Annotated in this window: 12 protein-coding genes; 5 read left to right on the forward strand and 7 right to left on the reverse strand. The window is 68.2% G+C overall.

Annotated features, from left to right (window positions below):
- The first annotated feature begins 89 nt into the window (after nucleotides 1-89).
- Complete coding sequence (locus L6Q21_RS08440) at nucleotides 90-1,718, forward strand: long-chain-fatty-acid--CoA ligase (protein WP_237830305.1); 1,629 nt, start codon at nucleotides 90-92, stop codon at nucleotides 1,716-1,718.
- A gap of 122 nt (nucleotides 1,719-1,840) precedes the next feature.
- On the opposite strand, the gene L6Q21_RS08445 is transcribed toward L6Q21_RS08440, so the two are convergent.
- The 6 genes from L6Q21_RS08445 to L6Q21_RS08470 form a co-directional block, all read right to left on the reverse strand.
- Nucleotides 1,841-3,112 (reverse strand): MFS transporter, encoded by a 1,272-nt coding sequence (locus L6Q21_RS08445; protein ID WP_237830306.1) that lies wholly within the window; start codon nucleotides 3,110-3,112, stop codon nucleotides 1,841-1,843.
- 222 nt (nucleotides 3,113-3,334) lie between these two features.
- Entirely contained in the window at nucleotides 3,335-3,931 is a 597-nt protein-coding gene (locus L6Q21_RS08450) for a DUF4136 domain-containing protein (RefSeq protein WP_237830307.1), read from the reverse strand.
- A gap of 185 nt (nucleotides 3,932-4,116) precedes the next feature.
- Nucleotides 4,117-6,528, reverse strand: a complete 2,412-nt coding sequence (locus tag L6Q21_RS08455; RefSeq protein ID WP_272492459.1) for a zinc-dependent metalloprotease — start codon at nucleotides 6,526-6,528, stop codon at nucleotides 4,117-4,119.
- A gap of 97 nt (nucleotides 6,529-6,625) precedes the next feature.
- A complete protein-coding gene (locus L6Q21_RS08460) occupies nucleotides 6,626-7,204 on the reverse strand; it encodes a DUF4136 domain-containing protein (RefSeq protein WP_237830308.1) in 579 nt (192 codons plus the stop codon).
- An 85-nt stretch (nucleotides 7,205-7,289) separates the two neighbouring features.
- The gene (locus tag L6Q21_RS08465) at nucleotides 7,290-8,399 is read right to left on the reverse strand and encodes an SO2930 family diheme c-type cytochrome (protein WP_237830309.1); all 1,110 of its coding nucleotides are present in this window, start codon (nucleotides 8,397-8,399) and stop codon (nucleotides 7,290-7,292) included.
- Nucleotides 8,399-9,655 (reverse strand): parallel beta-helix domain-containing protein, encoded by a 1,257-nt coding sequence (locus L6Q21_RS08470; RefSeq protein ID WP_237830310.1) that lies wholly within the window; start codon nucleotides 9,653-9,655, stop codon nucleotides 8,399-8,401. The genes L6Q21_RS08465 and L6Q21_RS08470 overlap by 1 nt, the downstream gene beginning before the upstream one ends.
- Before the next feature lie 158 nt (nucleotides 9,656-9,813).
- On the opposite strand from L6Q21_RS08470, the gene L6Q21_RS08475 reads away from it, so the two are divergent.
- Nucleotides 9,814-10,440: a TetR/AcrR family transcriptional regulator gene (locus L6Q21_RS08475; RefSeq protein WP_237830311.1), complete on the forward strand. Its 627-nt coding sequence runs from the start codon at nucleotides 9,814-9,816 to the stop codon at nucleotides 10,438-10,440.
- Nucleotides 10,441-10,574: 134 nt separating this feature from the next.
- On the opposite strand, the gene L6Q21_RS08480 is transcribed toward L6Q21_RS08475, so the two are convergent.
- Nucleotides 10,575-11,438 (reverse strand): AAA family ATPase, encoded by an 864-nt coding sequence (locus L6Q21_RS08480; RefSeq protein WP_237830312.1) that lies wholly within the window; start codon nucleotides 11,436-11,438, stop codon nucleotides 10,575-10,577.
- Nucleotides 11,439-11,634: 196 nt separating this feature from the next.
- Between L6Q21_RS08480 and L6Q21_RS08485 the strand changes: the two genes are divergently transcribed.
- Genes L6Q21_RS08485 through L6Q21_RS08495 form a run of 3 tightly spaced genes read left to right on the forward strand, consistent with a single transcriptional unit; the run spans nucleotide 11,635 to nucleotide 15,910 of the window.
- A complete protein-coding gene (locus tag L6Q21_RS08485; protein ID WP_237830313.1) occupies nucleotides 11,635-13,212 on the forward strand; it encodes a peptide MFS transporter in 1,578 nt (525 codons plus the stop codon).
- Nucleotides 13,212-14,609 (forward strand): amidohydrolase, encoded by a 1,398-nt coding sequence (locus L6Q21_RS08490; protein ID WP_237830314.1) that lies wholly within the window; start codon nucleotides 13,212-13,214, stop codon nucleotides 14,607-14,609. The genes L6Q21_RS08485 and L6Q21_RS08490 overlap by 1 nt, the downstream gene beginning before the upstream one ends.
- Nucleotides 14,606-15,910 carry an amidohydrolase family protein gene (locus L6Q21_RS08495; protein WP_237830315.1) on the forward strand — a complete coding sequence of 435 codons (1,305 nt, stop codon included), beginning with the start codon at nucleotides 14,606-14,608 and terminating at the stop codon, nucleotides 15,908-15,910. The genes L6Q21_RS08490 and L6Q21_RS08495 overlap by 4 nt, the downstream gene beginning before the upstream one ends.
- Nucleotides 15,911-15,969: the final 59 nt, after the last annotated feature.

A 15,969-nucleotide genomic window follows, 5' to 3' on the forward strand; every position in this document is an offset into this window, starting at 1 on the left:
CAAGCGCCCTCTGAAAAGCGCCGGTTTTCCGCATCTTCGCCCTTTCCAGTCGGCGCGCCCGGCGGCTAGGATCGGCCGCGAGGGAGAGGATGATGACCAGCGGAACGATGCAGGAATGGCCGCTCAACGTATGGCGGCTGATCGACCATGCGGCGCAGAATCACGGCGAGCGGGAAATCGTCAGCCTGACCTGCGAGGGGCATGAAGTCCGCACAGACTGGCGGCAGGTGCAGGGCCGGGCGAAGCAGGTGGCGGAAGCGCTGCGGAAGCTGGGCGTGAAGGCCGGCGACCGGGTGGGGACGCTGGCCTGGAACACTCACCGGCATATCGAAAGCTGGTATGGCATTTCCGGCATGGGGGCGGTGGCGCACACCATCAACCCGCGCCTGTTCGAGGAGCAGATCGCCTATATCGCCAACCACGCCGAAGACCGGGTGCTGTTCTTCGACCTGACCTTCGTGAAGCTGGTGGAGGCGCTGGCGCCGAAGCTGAAGACGATCGAGCATTATGTGCTGCTGACCGACCGGGCGCATATGCCCGCCGACAGCTCGCTGAAGCTGATCTGCTATGAGGAGATGATCGGCGGCGAGGATGCCGACGCCGCCTGGACGGCGATGCCGGAAACCGCGCCTTCGGGGCTTTGCTACACCTCGGGCACCACGGGAAATCCCAAGGGCGTGCAATATTCCCACCGCGCCAATGTGCTGCACAGCTATGGCGCCTGCATGGGCGATGTGCTGGACATCCGCTCGCGCGCGGTGGTGCTGCCGGTGGTGCCGATGTACCACGCCAACGCCTGGGGCGTGCCCTATGCGGCGGCCGCCACCGGGGCCAAACTGGTGATGTGCGGCCCGCATTTCGACGCGCCGACGATCGCCAGCGTGATCCGCAAGGAGGAGGTGACGCTGACTCTGGCGGTGCCGACCATCTGGCTTGGCATGTTGCAGCATCTGGAAGCGACCGGCGCCGACCTGAAGCCGCTGGAGCGGGTGGTGATCGGCGGCTCGGCGGCGCCGCGCTCGATGATCGAGGCGTTCGAGGAGAAATATGGAGTCGACGTCTGCCACGCCTGGGGGATGACGGAGATGACTCCGCTCGGCACCATCGGCTCGCTTTCGGCCGACGCGCTGAAGCTGCCGCGCGAGAAGCAGATCGACCTGAAGTGCAAGCAGGGGCGCGGCATCTTCGGCGTGGAGCTGAAGCTGGTGGACGATGAGGGCCGGGAACTGCCGCGCGACGGAGTCGCCTTCGGGCGGCTGCTGGTGCGCGGTCCGTGGATCGTCGCCAGCTATTTCAAGGGCGACGGCGGCGAGATCCTGGACAAGGACGGCTGGTTCGACACCGGCGACGTCGCCACCATCGACCCCGGCGGCTATATGCAGATCACCGACCGTTCGAAGGATGTGATCAAGTCCGGCGGGGAATGGATTTCCTCCATCGAGATCGAGAATATCGCTATCGGCTGCCCCGGAGTCGCGGAAGCCGCGGTGATCGGCGTGCGGCATCCGAAGTGGGACGAGCGGCCGCTGCTGGTGGTGATCCGCAAGGAGGGCTCGGTGGTGACGGCGGCGGAGATACTGGAATATCTGCAGGGCAGGATCGCCAAATGGTGGATGCCGGACGCGGTGGAGTTCGTCGACTCCATTCCGCACACCGCCACCGGCAAGATCCAAAAGGTGGCGCTGCGCGAGCAGTTTGCCGGATACCAACTGGCCTGAGGCCGTGGAACAATGGGTTGGATGTTCCACGTGGAACATCCAACTTTTCTTTGTTTTCAGGTGGATGGGCTAAAATTCTGTAGGGAAATGTTCGCGGTGCGCCCCCACCCCAACCTCTCCGTTCAAGGGGAGGGGCTTTGGTGCCGCCTTGACCAGATCAGCGCCACCAGGCTGAGGATGGCGGCGGCTGCGAGGTAGAGGCCGACCGGGGCGAGGCCGCCTTTCAGCGCCAGCGCCTGGGCGATGAGCGGGGTGAGGCCGCCGCCGATGACTCCGGCGATGTTGAAGGTCATGGAAGCGCCGGTGTAGCGGACGCGCGGCGGGAACAGGCCGGGAAGCCAGGCGCCCAGCGGGCCATAGACGAAGCCCATGCCGAACAGTAGCAGCGACAGGAACAGGAAGGCGCCCATCAGCCCCGCGCCCATCAGCGGCGCGATCAGAAGGCCGATCAAGGCGATCAGAACGCAACCGCCCGCCAGCACCCGGCGGGGATCGGAGCGCACGTCCGCCAGCCAGGCGGCCAGATAGATGCCCGCCGCCATGAACAATATGGCGACCAGTTGCACGGCGAGGAAATCCTGCATCGGATAGCCGAGCGACTTGGTGCCCCAGCCCAGCAGGAAGGCGGTGGCGATATAGTAGGTGGCGAAGCAGCAGACGGCGCCGATGGTGCCGGCCAGCAGCGCGCCGCGATGCCGCTTCAGCACTTCGCCCAGCGGCACACGCGGCGGCGGCGCCTCGGCGAGCGCGGCCTTGAATTCCGGCGTTTCGCCCAGCCGCAGGCGAATCCACAGGCCGACCGCGACCAGCGCCGCCGACAGCAGGAAGGGAATGCGCCAGCCCCAGGCGGCGAATTCCTCAGGCGTGAGCCACAAGCCGAGGATCAGGAACAGGCCGTTGGCGGCGATGAAGCCGGCGGGCGCCCCCATCTGCGGGGCGCTGCCGAAGCGGGCGCGCCAGCCGGGCGGCGCATTCTCCACCGCCAGCAGCGCCGCGCCGCCCCATTCGCCGCCGAGGCCGAAGCCCTGCCCGAAGCGCAGGACGCAAAGCGCGAAAGGCGCGATCCAGCCGGCCATGGCGTAGGTGGGCAGGAAGGCGACGAGCGTGGTGGAAAGCCCCATGGTGAGGAGCGAGGCGACGAGCGTCGCCTTGCGGCCGATGCGGTCGCCATAATGGCCGAAGACGGCGGCGCCGACCGGCCGCGCGAAGAAGGCGACGGCAAGCGTGGCGAAGGCCGCCATCTGCTGCACGCCCGGGTCTCCGGGGGGGAAGAAGATCTGCCCGAACACCAGGCTGGCGGCGGTTGCGTAGATGTAGAAATCGTAGAATTCGATGCCCGTGCCGACGAAACTGGCCCACAAGGCGCGCCGATGCCGTATCCGGTCCGCTTCCAAAGGCGGTTCCTCCCCCCGATGTTTCCGGCCGGTTGCCAGCTATCCGGCCGGGGCGTCAACCGCTTCCGGGCGAATGCGCCCGGGTTTGGGACGGATACTTCCCTTCGTCATCCCGGCTTGACCAAGGGCCCGCTTTCCAGCCGGCGGGGACCCGAAGCTGGACCCCGGGTCAAGCCCGGGGTGACGGAAAAGAATATCCCATTATGTCTGTGGGGCTTTGGCCTAGCGGATGGGGACCTGCACCGTCTGCCCGGCTGGGCCGGGGAAGCCCTTGAACATCGTCTGGGCGAGGACCGGCGCCAGCGTCGTGCCCTGCTGGCCGCCGGCTTCGGTGTCCAGGCTGGAGCGGCCTTCCCAGACCGACTGGTTGCCCGGATTGCTGACGATGGCGACCGAAAGCGTGGTGGTGGTGGCGACATTGGCGCGCGGCTGGCTGCCGCCGACCGGCACGTTGACGCTGGTGCCGACTCCGACATTGCCCGACGAGAAGCCGCCGCCGATGCCGATCGAAAGGCCGGACTGGCGCGCGGGCGCCATCCGCTCGGACGTCTGCACATCGACGACGGCCGCGAACTGCGCCGTCTGCGGTGTGGAGACGACAGTGAAGCCCTGCGCCTGGAGCTGGCCGCCGACGGCGTTCGCCTGCGCCTGGAATTCCAGGCTGCCGGCCATTTGCGGGTTGGCCGGCCGGATGTAGATGGTGCCGCGCTCGATCGCCTGATTCTGGTGGAAGCGAAGCACATTCGCCTTCGGAGTGGAGCTGCAGGCGCCCAGCGAAAGCATAAGGGCGGCGGACAGGATGGCGGCTGCGGTCTTCATGTGGTCGTCCCGACTGTTCTGGTTGTAGCTTCAGTCTAGAAGCCGCCGTTCTGGTTGAACAGAGGCTGAAATCGGCCTTAACCTTGTTGGGGGGGCCGGGGCGGGGGAGAGGAAAAAGCTGGACCACGGGTCAAGCCCGGGGTGACGGCGGTTTTTGGGTTGGATGGGTTTGCCGGACCGCGGCTTCAGCCGGGGCCGTCGCTGCCGATCGGCATTCCGGGCGGCACCTTCAGGGCGCTGTCGGGCCGGGCGAGAAGGGCGTTCAGCGCCTCGCGATCCTGGAGCAGGGCGGACATGGCGCGGTTCCAGTCCCGCTGGATGGGGGAATCCCCGGCCTTTATGGCGAGCTGGCGGCCATGGTCCGCCAGATGCGCTTCCAGAAGCCGCGCATTGCTGGCGGCGAGTTCGGGGTTCCGCGCGGCGCGGGCGAGCGTCAGGAGGGTGCGGGTGCCGATGCGGCGGCGGACCTCGGCCAGCGCCGCCGAGCCGGCGGGGGCGTTGTCCAGCGCCAGCAGGCGGCGGGTGAGCGAGGCGAGCGAGAGCGTGGCGGGGTCGTGGCGGCCGGCCTCCGCCAGCCGGTTCAGGCGGGCGGGGTGGAGCAGCGCCTCCAGCGTGACGGTCGCCGCCGCGTCGGTTGCGGCCAGCGGGTCGAAGACGGTGCCGCCGGCGGTCTGGAATATCTCGATCTCGAACTGGCGGTCGCGCTCTCCGGACCAGCCGGCGGAAAGCAGCGGGGTGAGCGTCGCCGGCACGTCCAGTTCGGCGGGGTCCAGCGTTTTCAGCAGGGCGTCGAAAGCCGAGGCCTGCACCGCCGCGGCCACCGGCTCCGCGCGTTCCTGGCCGGCGCCCGCCACCGCGTAGCGGCTGTCCACCCCGCCGATCAGCTTGGCGGCGGCTTCCACCTGATAGCGGTGCATCAGCCAGATCGGCACGAACTTGCGGCGCAGGTTGCTGACCGGCTCGCCCGGATAGAGGGCGGCGAGGCCGAAACGGTCGACCGCGACGCGGCGAACCGCCATCATCCGGCCGAGTTCGGCGACCGGGTCGGCGCCGTCGTCCCACAGGCTGCCGTGGGGGTGGGCGCTGCCGACGTCGCGCGCCTGCTCGTCGCCGACGAAGCGCAGGCCCTGTTGCGTGGCTTCGGTGGCGCGGGCGAAGGCGGCGGCATCGGCGTTTTCGCCGGGCGGCTCCTCGTAGAGCCAACGGATGGCGAAGACGTCCCAGCGGCCGACGCCGGTGCCATAGGCGTCCGACAGGTCGGGGGCGCCGTTCGCCAGTTGCACGCGCGGGGCGGGATAGTCCATCACCGAGGCGCGGTTCTGCGTGCTGCCGGCGAAATTGTGCGCGAGGCCGAGCGCGTGGCCGATTTCATGCGCCGACAACTGGCGGATCCGTTGCAGCGCCACCTGCGCCGGGTCGTTGGGGCCGCCGCTGCCGGTCTGCGCCGCGCCGACGAGGCCTTCGTAGATCAGCATGTCCTGCCGGACGCGGAGCGAGCCGAGCAGCACCGTGCCCTTCAGGATTTCCCCGGTGCGCGGGTCGGTGACGGCGTAGCCATAGGACCAGCCGCGCGTCGCCCGGTTGATCCAGTTGACGACGTTCACCCTTATGTCGAGCGGGTCGACGCCTTCGGGCAGGATCTCCACCTTGTAGGCGTCGATGTAGCCGGCGGCCTCGAACGCCTTTTCCCACCAGCGGGCGCCTTCCAGCAGCGCGGTGCGGATGGGTTCGGGGGCGGCGCTGTCGATGTAGAAGAGGATCGGCTTCTTCACCCGGGAGCGGGGGGCCGAAGGGTCTGTCTTTTCCAGCCGGAAGCGGTTGGCGACGTCGCGCACCACCGGTTCGCCCAAGGGGGCGGCGAAGTCGACGATCTGGCTGGAGAAGCTGCCGCCGCGCGGGTCGAAGCGGCGGGGCTGGTAGCCGGCGATGTCGGGCAGGCGGATGAAGCTGTGGCGGACGGTGATGCCGATCTGGCGCGGGTCGGGCGCGATGTTGCGGATTTCGGCGCCGGGCGTGTCCGAGACGAAGGTCTGCAGCGCTTCGAATTCCAGATTGTCGGGGAAGACGCGGGTGGCGGCCGGGTCGGCGGCGCTGAGGTCCGGCGCGAGCTTCCAGCCGGCTTCGCCGGCGCCCTTCAGGCTGCCGCCGATGTTCTGCGCGTCTTTGGTGAGGAAGGGGGCGATGTCCACCAGGAAGCCGCCGTTCGCGGTGGGGATGGCGTCCCCCAGCCAGAGGGTGGAGGTGGCGAAGGCGTCGCGCGCGGCGGCCTGCTCGGCGGCCGGGGCGCCGGTGGCGCGGAAGCGGGGGTTCTCTAGCTCGAAGGCGACCTTCTTTCCCAGCCGGCGGACGGCGAGGATGTGCGCGGGGCCGGGGCGGGAACGGTCGAGGCCGAGCGGGGCGGAGCCGACCCCGGTGCGGAGTTGCGCGGCGTAGAGGAGGCGGGTGGAGACGCCGTCCGCGCCCGGCGGCGGGAAGGCGATGAGGATGCGGCCGTTGGCCTTGTCGAGATGCACCGGGAGCAGCCCCTGGTGCAGTTCGGTGCCGGCCGTGGGGGAAGCGGGCTTTGCCGCCGTTGCGGGCGCGGACAGCGCCAGCATGAACACGAGGGTGGCGGCCGGGAAGAGGCGGTTCAGCTTCGGTCTCCGAAGAAAATCGCCCCGCCGGACGGGCCGGCGGGGCGACTGGTCTTTCAGCTCAGAGGCGGACCTGCTGGGTGACGCCCGGCTTGCCCGGGAAATCGCGGAAGAGGGCTTCGGACAGCACCGGCACCGCCCAGGTGAGGGTGGCGCCCTGCGAGCCGGCCTGCGCCGTCTTGGAGGCGCGGCCTTCCCAGATCTTCACGCCATCGGCCTGGCGCTGGATCTGCACGGCGACGGTGGTGGTGCGCTCGGTGCTGTTGCGCGGGCCGCGGCCGACCGGGGTGGCGATGACGGTGGGGCCGACCGGCACGCCGACCGTGGTGCCCGGGCGGGTGACGGTGGTGCCGTCCGTCTGGGCGATGTCGAGCACGGCGATATATTGCGCCTGGGCGGCGTCCGGCACGGTCTGGAAGCCCTGCCGGCGCATTTCGACGGCGACGGATTCCGCGTGCGTGCGGAATTCGAGGTTGTTGGCGATCGAAGGGTCGGACGGCTGGATGAAGAGGGTGCCGCGGTTGATCGGCTGGTTTGTGTGGAAGCGCGCGACATCGGCGTAGGTGCCGCCACGGCCGCAGGCCGAAAGGGCCAGCATCAGCGCGATCGAAGTGGCTGCGAGGATTTGCCGGTTCTTCATCTGTTGCCTCCTGTTAAAGTGTCAAAAAGAACAGTATTTCGCCATCCCTAGACCCACTCAGGGTCAGGCGCCAGTGGCGATGCGATCAATTCGTCGATTTCACTTCGCAGGCGCCTTCGAGCGCGCGGATCCAGGCGGAGACGAGGGCTGTGCCTTCGGCGTGGGAAGTGCTTCGGCCGATCTCCGGCATCATCTCGCCGGGGGCGACGCTTTCCATCCGGTAAACGAGGATCGACTGGTCCGGGTGGCCGGGCACGATGGCGAACGTCCGGTCCCCCGTGCCTTGTCCGGCGGCGACCGGCGGCTTGCAGAAGCCCAGTTCGCGCCGGTCGCTGGTCGCGGCGTCCAGATGCAGGCCGGAGGTGCGCGCCGGGCCTGCGGGGTTGTGGCAATGGCCGCAGTTCACGTCGAGATAGGCCCGCGCGCGGGCTTCAAGCGGCCGGGCCGTGTCCGTCCAGACCGCGCTGGCGGGGGCGGGGGTTTCCGGCAGGCCGGCGAGCCTGCCGGCTTGCGCCAGCCATCGCAGCTGGTCGGGGTGGCCCGGGGCGAAGGGGGAGGGGATGCCGAGGCCGCGCGCGGTGGGGCCGATGGGCTGGAGCTTCCGGCTGGCGGCGTCGGGCACATGGCAGGCGCCGCATTGGGTGGCGTTGGGGATGACATAGGTGAACTCGTCGCCGCGGCCGGCGAGCCGGACTTTGGCGATGCCGCCGATGCGTTGCAGTTTCGCCCGCGTGCCCTCGGCGTTCCAGACATAGGGAAGGGCGACCCAGCCCTGTTCGCGGTGCACGAGGAGCCGGGTTTCGATCAGGCGGACACGGGTGAGGTCGAGCGCGCCGTCTTCCAGCCGGGCGGGGCCATCGGCGGGGAGCGCGCGGCCTTCGGCGTCGGTCGGGTAGTAGAAGCTTTTCGAGATGATGGTGCCGACGGGGAAGTCGAGCGCCTGCGCCGGGTGGTAGCGGGCCTGCTGCCCGTCCGGCATCCAGATCGTGCGCAGTTTCGAGGCATGGTCGGTGAAGAGCGGGGTGGCGAGCTCATAGGGCAGGCTGCCGTCGGCCAGGCGCAATTTGCCGCCTTCCACGCGGAGCACGCCCCAGTCGGCGAGGTCTTCCGGGTCGTCTTCGGCGTGGAAGGTCACTCCGCCGGGCGGGGAGCAGGCGGCGAGGAGAAGCAGTGCCAGCGCCGCCAGCCAGCGCATCAGCGGCCGGCGCCTTCCGCCCAGCTGAGGTCCAGCGTGACGGCGGGGAGCCGCGGCAGCGTGCAGCCATGTATCGCGCTGATCTTCGGATTGCGGAACCTGTTCGGGCCGTCGGCGTTCAGCACTTCGGCCGGCGCATTGTCGACGCAGAGCGCCGGCGGCGTGCCGGGCGGCGGGCTGGGGTTCACGAAACCGTCCCACAATATGTCGGGAAGGCGGCCGTCGAGGCCGAACTTCAAGGTTTTGAGTGCGAGCAGTTCCGTGGTGCCGGGCTTGTCGCCGCCGCCCTGGAAGCGGTTGCCATGGACGTGGATTCCCTGCGCCCAGGGATCGAACGTCTTCGCCACCCCCTCCTTCGTCATGTAGCCGGTGGAGAAATAGCTGGAGACGATGACGTTCGCCGTGCGGTTGTTGCCGATGTCGTTGTCGAAGATCTCGACCAGGTCGTTGGAGTTGACGATGACGCCACTGCCGGTGGGAACGGTGGCGACGACCGTGCCTTTGGCGGCGAAATTGTCGGTGTTGTTGTGGTTCACCCGATTGTGGAACACCCGGGTGCTGTGGCCGGCCTGCGGCAGGTTCGGCATGTTGAAGATGAGGATGCCGCCGCTGTTGTTGGTGGCGACATTGTCGTGCACGTCGGCGTTCACGCTGTTTTCGATTTCGATTCCGGCGACATTATATTCCGCGCGGCTGTTGCGGACGACGATGTCCACCGACTGGCCGACATAGATTCCGGCGTCCGACGCGCCGATGGCGACGGCGCCGTCGATCAGCACGTTCCTGGTCTGCACCGGATAGATGCCATAGGCGCCGTTCTTCGTGTCCGGCCCGTTCGTCCATTCGGCGCGGACGCGGCGGATGATCACATTCTCGACGCCGTTCACCTTCAGGGCGTCGCCCTTCGAATCCTCGATGGCGAGATCCTCGATGAGGAAGTTGCCGCCGGTGACCAGCAGCCCCTCGGCGCCGGCGATCTGGCCCTTGAAGCTGAGGATGGTCTTGTCCATTCCTTCGCCGCGCAGCGTGACCCCGGGGGTCGCGAGGCTGAGCGAGCGGTCGAAGCTGTAGAGGCCGGCGGGGATGGCGATCACGTCGCCCGGCTTCGCCGTCACCAGTTGCTCCATCAGCTTTTCCGTGGCCTGCTGGCTGGCGGGTGAAGGCCGCCCTTCCTGCGGCGAAGCCGGCTTCTGCTGGTTGCAGGCGGCGAGGAAAAGCGCGATCGTGGCGCCGGCCGCGAGGCGATGCTGCATCATGTCTCCTCCCTCCCCGGAATTTTTCGGGATATTTGCATCCAGCCTGTCATAGAGGACTGGAGGTGGCAACGATAAAGTGAGCGGAGTTCATTTTGCCCGCGGAAAGCGCCCTGGGGAGAGGGCGGCGGGTGGGAAGTGCATGGGAGGTAAGCGTATTTATGAGCCGCAGGACACCGACGCAGCCGCGCGCGCAGGCGACCCGTCGTTCCATCCTGGACGCGACCATGAGCCTGATGGAGCGGAATGAGCCGGAAGCGATCACCACCGGCATGGTGGCGGATGCGGCGGGCGTGCCGGTCGGCTCGGTCTATCGCTATTTCCGCGATCGCGGCGATATTTTCCGGGCTTTGTGCCAGGAACTGATGGACCGGGTGGACGAGCCGCTGGAAGCCCTGCTGCGGCGCGACGAGCCGGTGGAGGCGTTGATCGAGGAGACGCTGGAACTGCTGGTGGCGACCAGTTCGGAAGCGGATCTGCGGCTTGTGCGTGTTCTGAAGACTTCGCCGGAACTGGCGGAAATCGAAATGAAATCCAATCAGCGGGTCGGGGAAATCCTGGCCGGGGCGCTGGGCGCGCGCAACCCGGCGCTGAAGCCGGTGGAGCGCCGGGCCGGGGCGACCGTGCTGATGCGCGCCGTGCTGTCCTTCGTGGAGCCGATCATGGCGGAAGCCGATCCGGCCATGCGCGACGCCGTGCATCGGGAGGCGGTGCGCATGGCCGGGGTCTATGCCCGGCTGCTGACGGAGGAGGGCCGGGCTGGGTTGAGAAGCCATGGAAGTGACTGATCTGTTTCCGTCATCCCGGGCTTCATCCGGGATTCCGCTTCTTGTCCGCGCCGGGCGGAAAGCTGGACCCCGGGTCAAGCCCGGGGTGACGAAGGGGAATAGCGGGGTAGTGAAGGGGAGTGGGAGGCCCCGGCCTAGCTCTTCGCGCCCTCACGTCGCGACATGAAGGCGAGGCGTTCGAACAGCATCACGTCCTGCTCGTTCTTGAGGAGGGCGCCGTGGAGCGGCGGGATCAGCTTCTTGGGGTCGCGCGATTGCAGCACGTCGAGCGGCAGATCCTCGTGCAGGAGGAGCTTCAGCCAGTCCAGCAGTTCCGAGGTGCTGGGCTTTTTCTTCAGGCCCGGGACTTCGCGGATGTCGTAGAAGACGCTGAGCGCCTCGCGCACCAGCGCCTTCTGGATTCCGGGGAAATGCACTTCGATGATCGCCTTCATCGTGTCGGCGTCCGGGAAGCGGATATAGTGGAAGAAGCAGCGGCGCAGGAAGGCGTCCGGCAGCTCCTTCTCGTTGTTGGAGGTGATGACGACGATGGGGCGCTGCTCGGCCTTCACCGTCTCGCCGGTTTCGTAGACGTTGAATTCCATCCGGTCGAGCTCCTGCAGGAGGTCGTTCGGGAACTCGATGTCGGCCTTGTCGATCTCGTCGATCAGCAGGACGGGGAGGCGGGGCGAGACGAAGGCGTCCCAGAGCTTGCCGCGGCGGATGTAGTTGGAGATGTCGGCGACGCGCGGGTCGCCCAGCTGGCTGTCGCGCAGGCGGGCGACGGCGTCATATTCGTAGAGGCCCTGCTGCGCCTTGGTGGTGGACTTGACGTGCCATTCGAGCAGCGGCGCGTCGAGCGCCTTCGAGATCTCGTGCGCGAGGACAGTCTTGCCGGTGCCCGGCTCCCCCTTCACCAGCAGCGGCCGGCGCAGCGTGGCGGCGGCGTTGACGGCGACCTTCAGGTCGTCGGTCGCGACATAATGGTCCGTGCCTTCGAAGCGGGTGGGAGAGTTCATCGGGGGTCCTTTCCCGGCCCTTCTGCGCAAGCGCCGGGCAAATGCCAATCCGCCTTTTGCTAGGGGCCGCGGTTCGCGTGCTGAAATGCAGTCGCGCAAAACTCTTGCACTCGCGCGCCATGGGCCGCATCAAAAGGGCATTGCACGGGGTCCGCGGCCAAGACGGACCCCGATCAGGGATACGCAGGAGACCCATGTGACTGATGCAACTGCGCCTAGCGCGGAGGAAGCCGGCCGGAAGACCTGGCTCGGCCACCCGCGCGGACTGTTCGTGCTGTTCTTCGCCGAGATGTGGGAGCGCTTTTCCTATTACGGGATGCGGGCGCTCTTGATCTTCTACCTCGTCCAGCACTGGATGTTCTCGGACGGCGAGGCGAGCGTGATCTATGGCGCCTATACGGCGCTGGTCTATATCACCCCGGTCATCGGCGGCTATCTGGCGGACCGCTGGCTGGGGCAGAGGAAGGCGGTGCTCTATGGCGCCGTGCTGCTGACCTTCGGTCATGTGCTGATGGCGGTGGAAGGCGATGGCGGGCAGGGCGACCCGGCGATGAACGTCTTCTGGCTGGCGCTGTCGTTCATCATCGTCGGCTCGGGCTTCCTGAAGGCCAATATCTCGGTGATCGTCGGCCAGCTCTACAAGCGCACCGACCCGCGCCGCGATCCGGCCTACACCATCTTCTACATGGGCATCAATCTCGGCGCGGCGCTGGGCGCGCTGGGCGCCGGCTATCTGGGGCAGACCTATGGCTGGGCTTGGGGCTTCGGCGCGGCGGGGCTCGGGATGCTGCTGGGGCTGATCGTGTTCGTGGTCGGCAAGCCCTGGCTGGAAGGCCGGGGCGAACCCGTCAACCCGCAGGCGCTGGCGGCCCGCCATGCCGGACTGCCGCTGGAATGGTGGCTGTACATCTCCGGCCTGGTGGCCGTGGCGGTGAGCTGGGTGCTGGTGCAGAACCAGGCGGTGGTCGGCACGCTGCTGGGCGTCGCCGGCGCCGTGCTGGTGGGCTATGTGCTGTGGACGGCGGTGGTGAAGCTGCCGCGCGAGGACCGGGACCGGATCTTCGCCGCCATGTTCCTGATCGTCGGCTCCATCCTGTTCTGGGCGCTGTTCGAACAGGCGGGGTCGTCGCTGAACCTCTTCACCGACCGCTCGGTCGACCGGCAGATCCTCGGCTGGGACGTGCCGGCCTCGATGTTCCAGTCGATCAACGCCATCTATATCGTGACGCTGGCGCCCTTCTTCGCCATGCTTTGGCTGGGGCTGGCGAAGCGCGGGCTGGAGCCGAGCGCGCCGGCCAAGTTCGGGCTGGCGATGCTGCAGCTGGGGCTCGGGTTCCTGGTGCTGGTGTGGGGCTCGCAGGGCGGCGGGCTGACTCCGGTGATCTTCATCTTCCTGATCTATCTGCTGCACACCACGGGCGAGCTCTGCCTGTCTCCGGTGGGGCTTTCGGCGATGAACCGGCTGGCGCCGGCGCATATGGCGAGCCTGATCATGGGCACCTGGTTCTTCGCGTCGGCCACCGGCAATTTCGCCGCCGGGCTGATCGCCAGGGCGACGGGCGGCAGCGAAGGCGCGGCGACCACGGAATCGACGCTGGCCGTCTATTCCAACGTGGGCTGGCTGGCGATCGGCGCCGGCGTCCTCGTGCTGCTGCTCAGCCCCTTCATCAAGAAGCTGATGCACCTTGAAAGCCTGCGGGACGAAAGCCTCGCCGGGGAAGGCGGGATCGGCGAAGCGCAGGCGGCTGGCGTGCACCCTGGAAAGGCGAACTGATGCGGATTGCAGCAATAGGACTTCTGGCGGCCCTGCTGGCGGGCTGCGCGACAACGGGCGGCGGCCAGACCTCGGCGACGAGCACGCCGCCGAGCCCGAGCCTGCCGGGCGGAAGCCCGGACGCCGAGGCCGCGGTCGCCTCCACCTACCGGGCCTGGCCCGGGGTGCCGACGGTGATCCGCAACGTCACCATCTACGACGGCAAGGGCGGGCGCATCGACAATGGCGCGGTGCGCTTCGAGGGCGGCAAGCTGGCCGCTGTCGGCAGGAGCGTGGACGAGGCCGGCGCCACGGTGATCGACGGGGCCGGCAAATGGGTGACGCCCGGAATCATCGACATCCATTCGCATCTGGGCGACTACCCCTCGCCCGGCGTGCCGGCGCATTCGGACGGCAATGAGATCACCGGCCCGGTCCGCCCGGAAGTGTGGGCGATCCATTCCGTCTGGCCGCAGGATCCGGGCTTCGGCCGGGCGCTGGCGGGTGGGGTGACGGTGCTGCATGTGCTGCCCGGTTCCGCCAACCTGTTCGGCGGGCGGGGCGCGACGCTGAAGAATGTCTATGGCCGCACCGCGCAGGACATGCTGATGCCGGGCGCGCCCTGGAGCCTGAAGATGGCCTGTGGCGAGAACCCCAAGCGGGTCTATGGCAGCCGCAACCAGATGCCGGGCACGCGGATGGGCAATGTCGCCATGACGCGGCAGACCTGGGCCAATGCCCGCGACTATCAGGCGAAGCTGAAGACGGCGAAGGGGCCGCAGAAGCGCGACATGCAGATGGAGACGCTGGCGGGCGTGCTGGACGGGAAGATACTGGTGCAGCACCATTGCTACCGCGCCGATGAGATGGCGAATATCATCCAGCTTTCCAAGGAGTTCGGCTATAAGGTGACGGCGTTCCACCATGCGGTGGAAGCCTATAAGATCAACGATCTGCTGAAGGCGGAAGGCATTTGCGCTGCCCTGTGGGCCGACTGGTGGGGCTTCAAGATGGAAAGCTATGACGGGATCCAGGAAAATCTGCCCTTCATGCACGCGGCCGGCGGCTGCGCCATCACCCACAGCGACGACGCCGACGGCATCCAGCGGTTGAATCAGGAAACGGCCAAGGCGCTGGGCCATGGCCGCAGGATGGGCCTGGAGATCAGGGACGAGGAAGCCTGGACCTGGCTGGCGATCAACCCGGCGAAGGCGCTGGGGATCGCCGACAAGGTGGGCAGCCTGGAACCGGGCAAGCAGGCGGATGTGGTGCTTTGGAACGGCGATCCGCTTTCCGTCTATTCCCGGCCCGAGAAGGTCTGGGTGGATGGGGCGCTGCTTTACGACACCAACGATCCGAAACGCCGCCCGGTGAGCGACTTCGAACTGGGCCAGCCGGGTGAGGGAGACCGCAAATGAGGAAGCTTCTTCTGGCCCTGCTGCTGGCGGCGTCTTCTCAGGCGGTGGCGCAGCAGGAACGCATCGCCATTACTGGCGGCAAGGTCGTCACCAACGGTGGCGCGCCGATCGAGGGGGGCGTTGTGCTGATCTCCGGCGGCTCGGTGGAGCGAGTGGGGCCGGCCGGCACCGCCGTGCCCGCCGGCTACCGGGTGATCGACGCCAATGGCAAATGGGTGACACCGGGCATCATCGCCGGGCTGAGCCAGTTCGGCGCGGTGGAGGTGAGCGGCGTCAGCAGCTCCAACGACCTGTCCGCCCGCCAGTCGCCGGCGACCGCCGCGCTGATGCTGGAGGGGGCCTTCAACCCCAATGAGACCTCCATCCCGGTGGGGCGGATCGAAGGGGTGACGGCGGCGATCGTCGGCCCGTCTCCGGGGCGCTCGCTGTTCGCGGGGCAGGGCTATGTGCTGTCTCTGGCGGACGGGACGACCGAGCCCCTGAGGCCGCGCGCGTTCCAGTATCTGGTCTATGGCGAGCGGGGGGCGAGCCTTGCGGGCGGCTCGCGGCCGGCCGCCTGGATCGAGATCACCAACGCGCTGGAGGAAGCGCAGCGCCTGCTGAAGGGCGGGGCGCCCAGCCGTGACCAGAGCCGCGACCTGCGGCTGGCGCCGGAGGATGCGCAGGCGCTGACGCTGGTGCTGCGCGGGGCGCAGCCTCTGCTGGTGCGCGCCGAGCGCGCGTCGGACATAAGGCAGGTTCTGAAGCTGCCGCGCATGTATCCGGGCATCCGGCTGGTGCTGGTGTCGGCGAACGAAGGCTGGCTGGTGGCGGACGAGATCGCCCGCGCCGGCGTGCCGGTGATCACGCTGGGCATGAACAACCGGCCGGACAGCTTCGAGGCGATCGGCTCCACCATGTCGAACGTCGGCCGGCTGGCGGCGGCGGGGGTGAAGGTGGCGCTGGGCGTTCCCGACCTCGACGTTTCGTTCCAGCCGCGCAACCTGCCGCATTACGCCGGCAACATGGTGGCGCAGGCGCGGCTTCCCGGCGGCGTCGGGCTGAGCTGGGATCAGGCCTTCGCCGCGATCTCGCGCACGCCGGCCGAGATCTTCGGGCTTTCCGATATGGGGGTGCTGAAGCCGGGGGCGGCGGCCGATGTCGTCGTCTGGTCCGGCGATCCGCTGGAGCTTACGACCCATGCGGAGCAGGTGATCATCCGCGGCGTGCCGCAGAGCCTGGAGAGCCGGCAGACGCAACTGGCGCGGCGCTACCAGCCGGGGCGGGAGCGGACGCAACTGCCGGAGGCGTACAGCCGCTAGCGAGGGTAAGGGCGCGCGTCATGTCGGTGATCCTGGCGGCTGTTTCCGCCTTCTTGCTG

Source organism: Sandaracinobacteroides sayramensis, from assembly GCF_022014495.1.
In the GTDB taxonomy this organism is placed as follows: domain Bacteria; phylum Pseudomonadota; class Alphaproteobacteria; order Sphingomonadales; family Sphingomonadaceae; genus Sandaracinobacteroides; species Sandaracinobacteroides sayramense.

What these genes read in the sequence shown, in the direction of transcription:
- L6Q21_RS08440 (WP_237830305.1), top strand. Translation starts at nt 90, where the DNA reads ATGATGACCAGCGGAACGATGCAGGAATGGCCGCTCAACGTATGGCGG.
- L6Q21_RS08450 (WP_237830307.1), bottom strand. Translation starts at nt 3,931, where the DNA reads ATGAAGACCGCAGCCGCCATCCTGTCCGCCGCCCTTATGCTTTCGCTG.
- L6Q21_RS08455 (WP_272492459.1), bottom strand. Translation starts at nt 6,528, where the DNA reads ATGCTGGCGCTGTCCGCGCCCGCAACGGCGGCAAAGCCCGCTTCCCCC.
- L6Q21_RS08460 (WP_237830308.1), bottom strand. Translation starts at nt 7,204, where the DNA reads ATGAAGAACCGGCAAATCCTCGCAGCCACTTCGATCGCGCTGATGCTG.
- L6Q21_RS08465 (WP_237830309.1), bottom strand. Translation starts at nt 8,399, where the DNA reads ATGCGCTGGCTGGCGGCGCTGGCACTGCTTCTCCTCGCCGCCTGCTCC.
- L6Q21_RS08470 (WP_237830310.1), bottom strand. Translation starts at nt 9,655, where the DNA reads ATGATGCAGCATCGCCTCGCGGCCGGCGCCACGATCGCGCTTTTCCTC.
- L6Q21_RS08475 (WP_237830311.1), top strand. Translation starts at nt 9,814, where the DNA reads ATGAGCCGCAGGACACCGACGCAGCCGCGCGCGCAGGCGACCCGTCGT.
- L6Q21_RS08480 (WP_237830312.1), bottom strand. Translation starts at nt 11,438, where the DNA reads ATGAACTCTCCCACCCGCTTCGAAGGCACGGACCATTATGTCGCGACC.
- L6Q21_RS08490 (WP_237830314.1), top strand. Translation starts at nt 13,212, where the DNA reads ATGCGGATTGCAGCAATAGGACTTCTGGCGGCCCTGCTGGCGGGCTGC.
- L6Q21_RS08495 (WP_237830315.1), top strand. Translation starts at nt 14,606, where the DNA reads ATGAGGAAGCTTCTTCTGGCCCTGCTGCTGGCGGCGTCTTCTCAGGCG.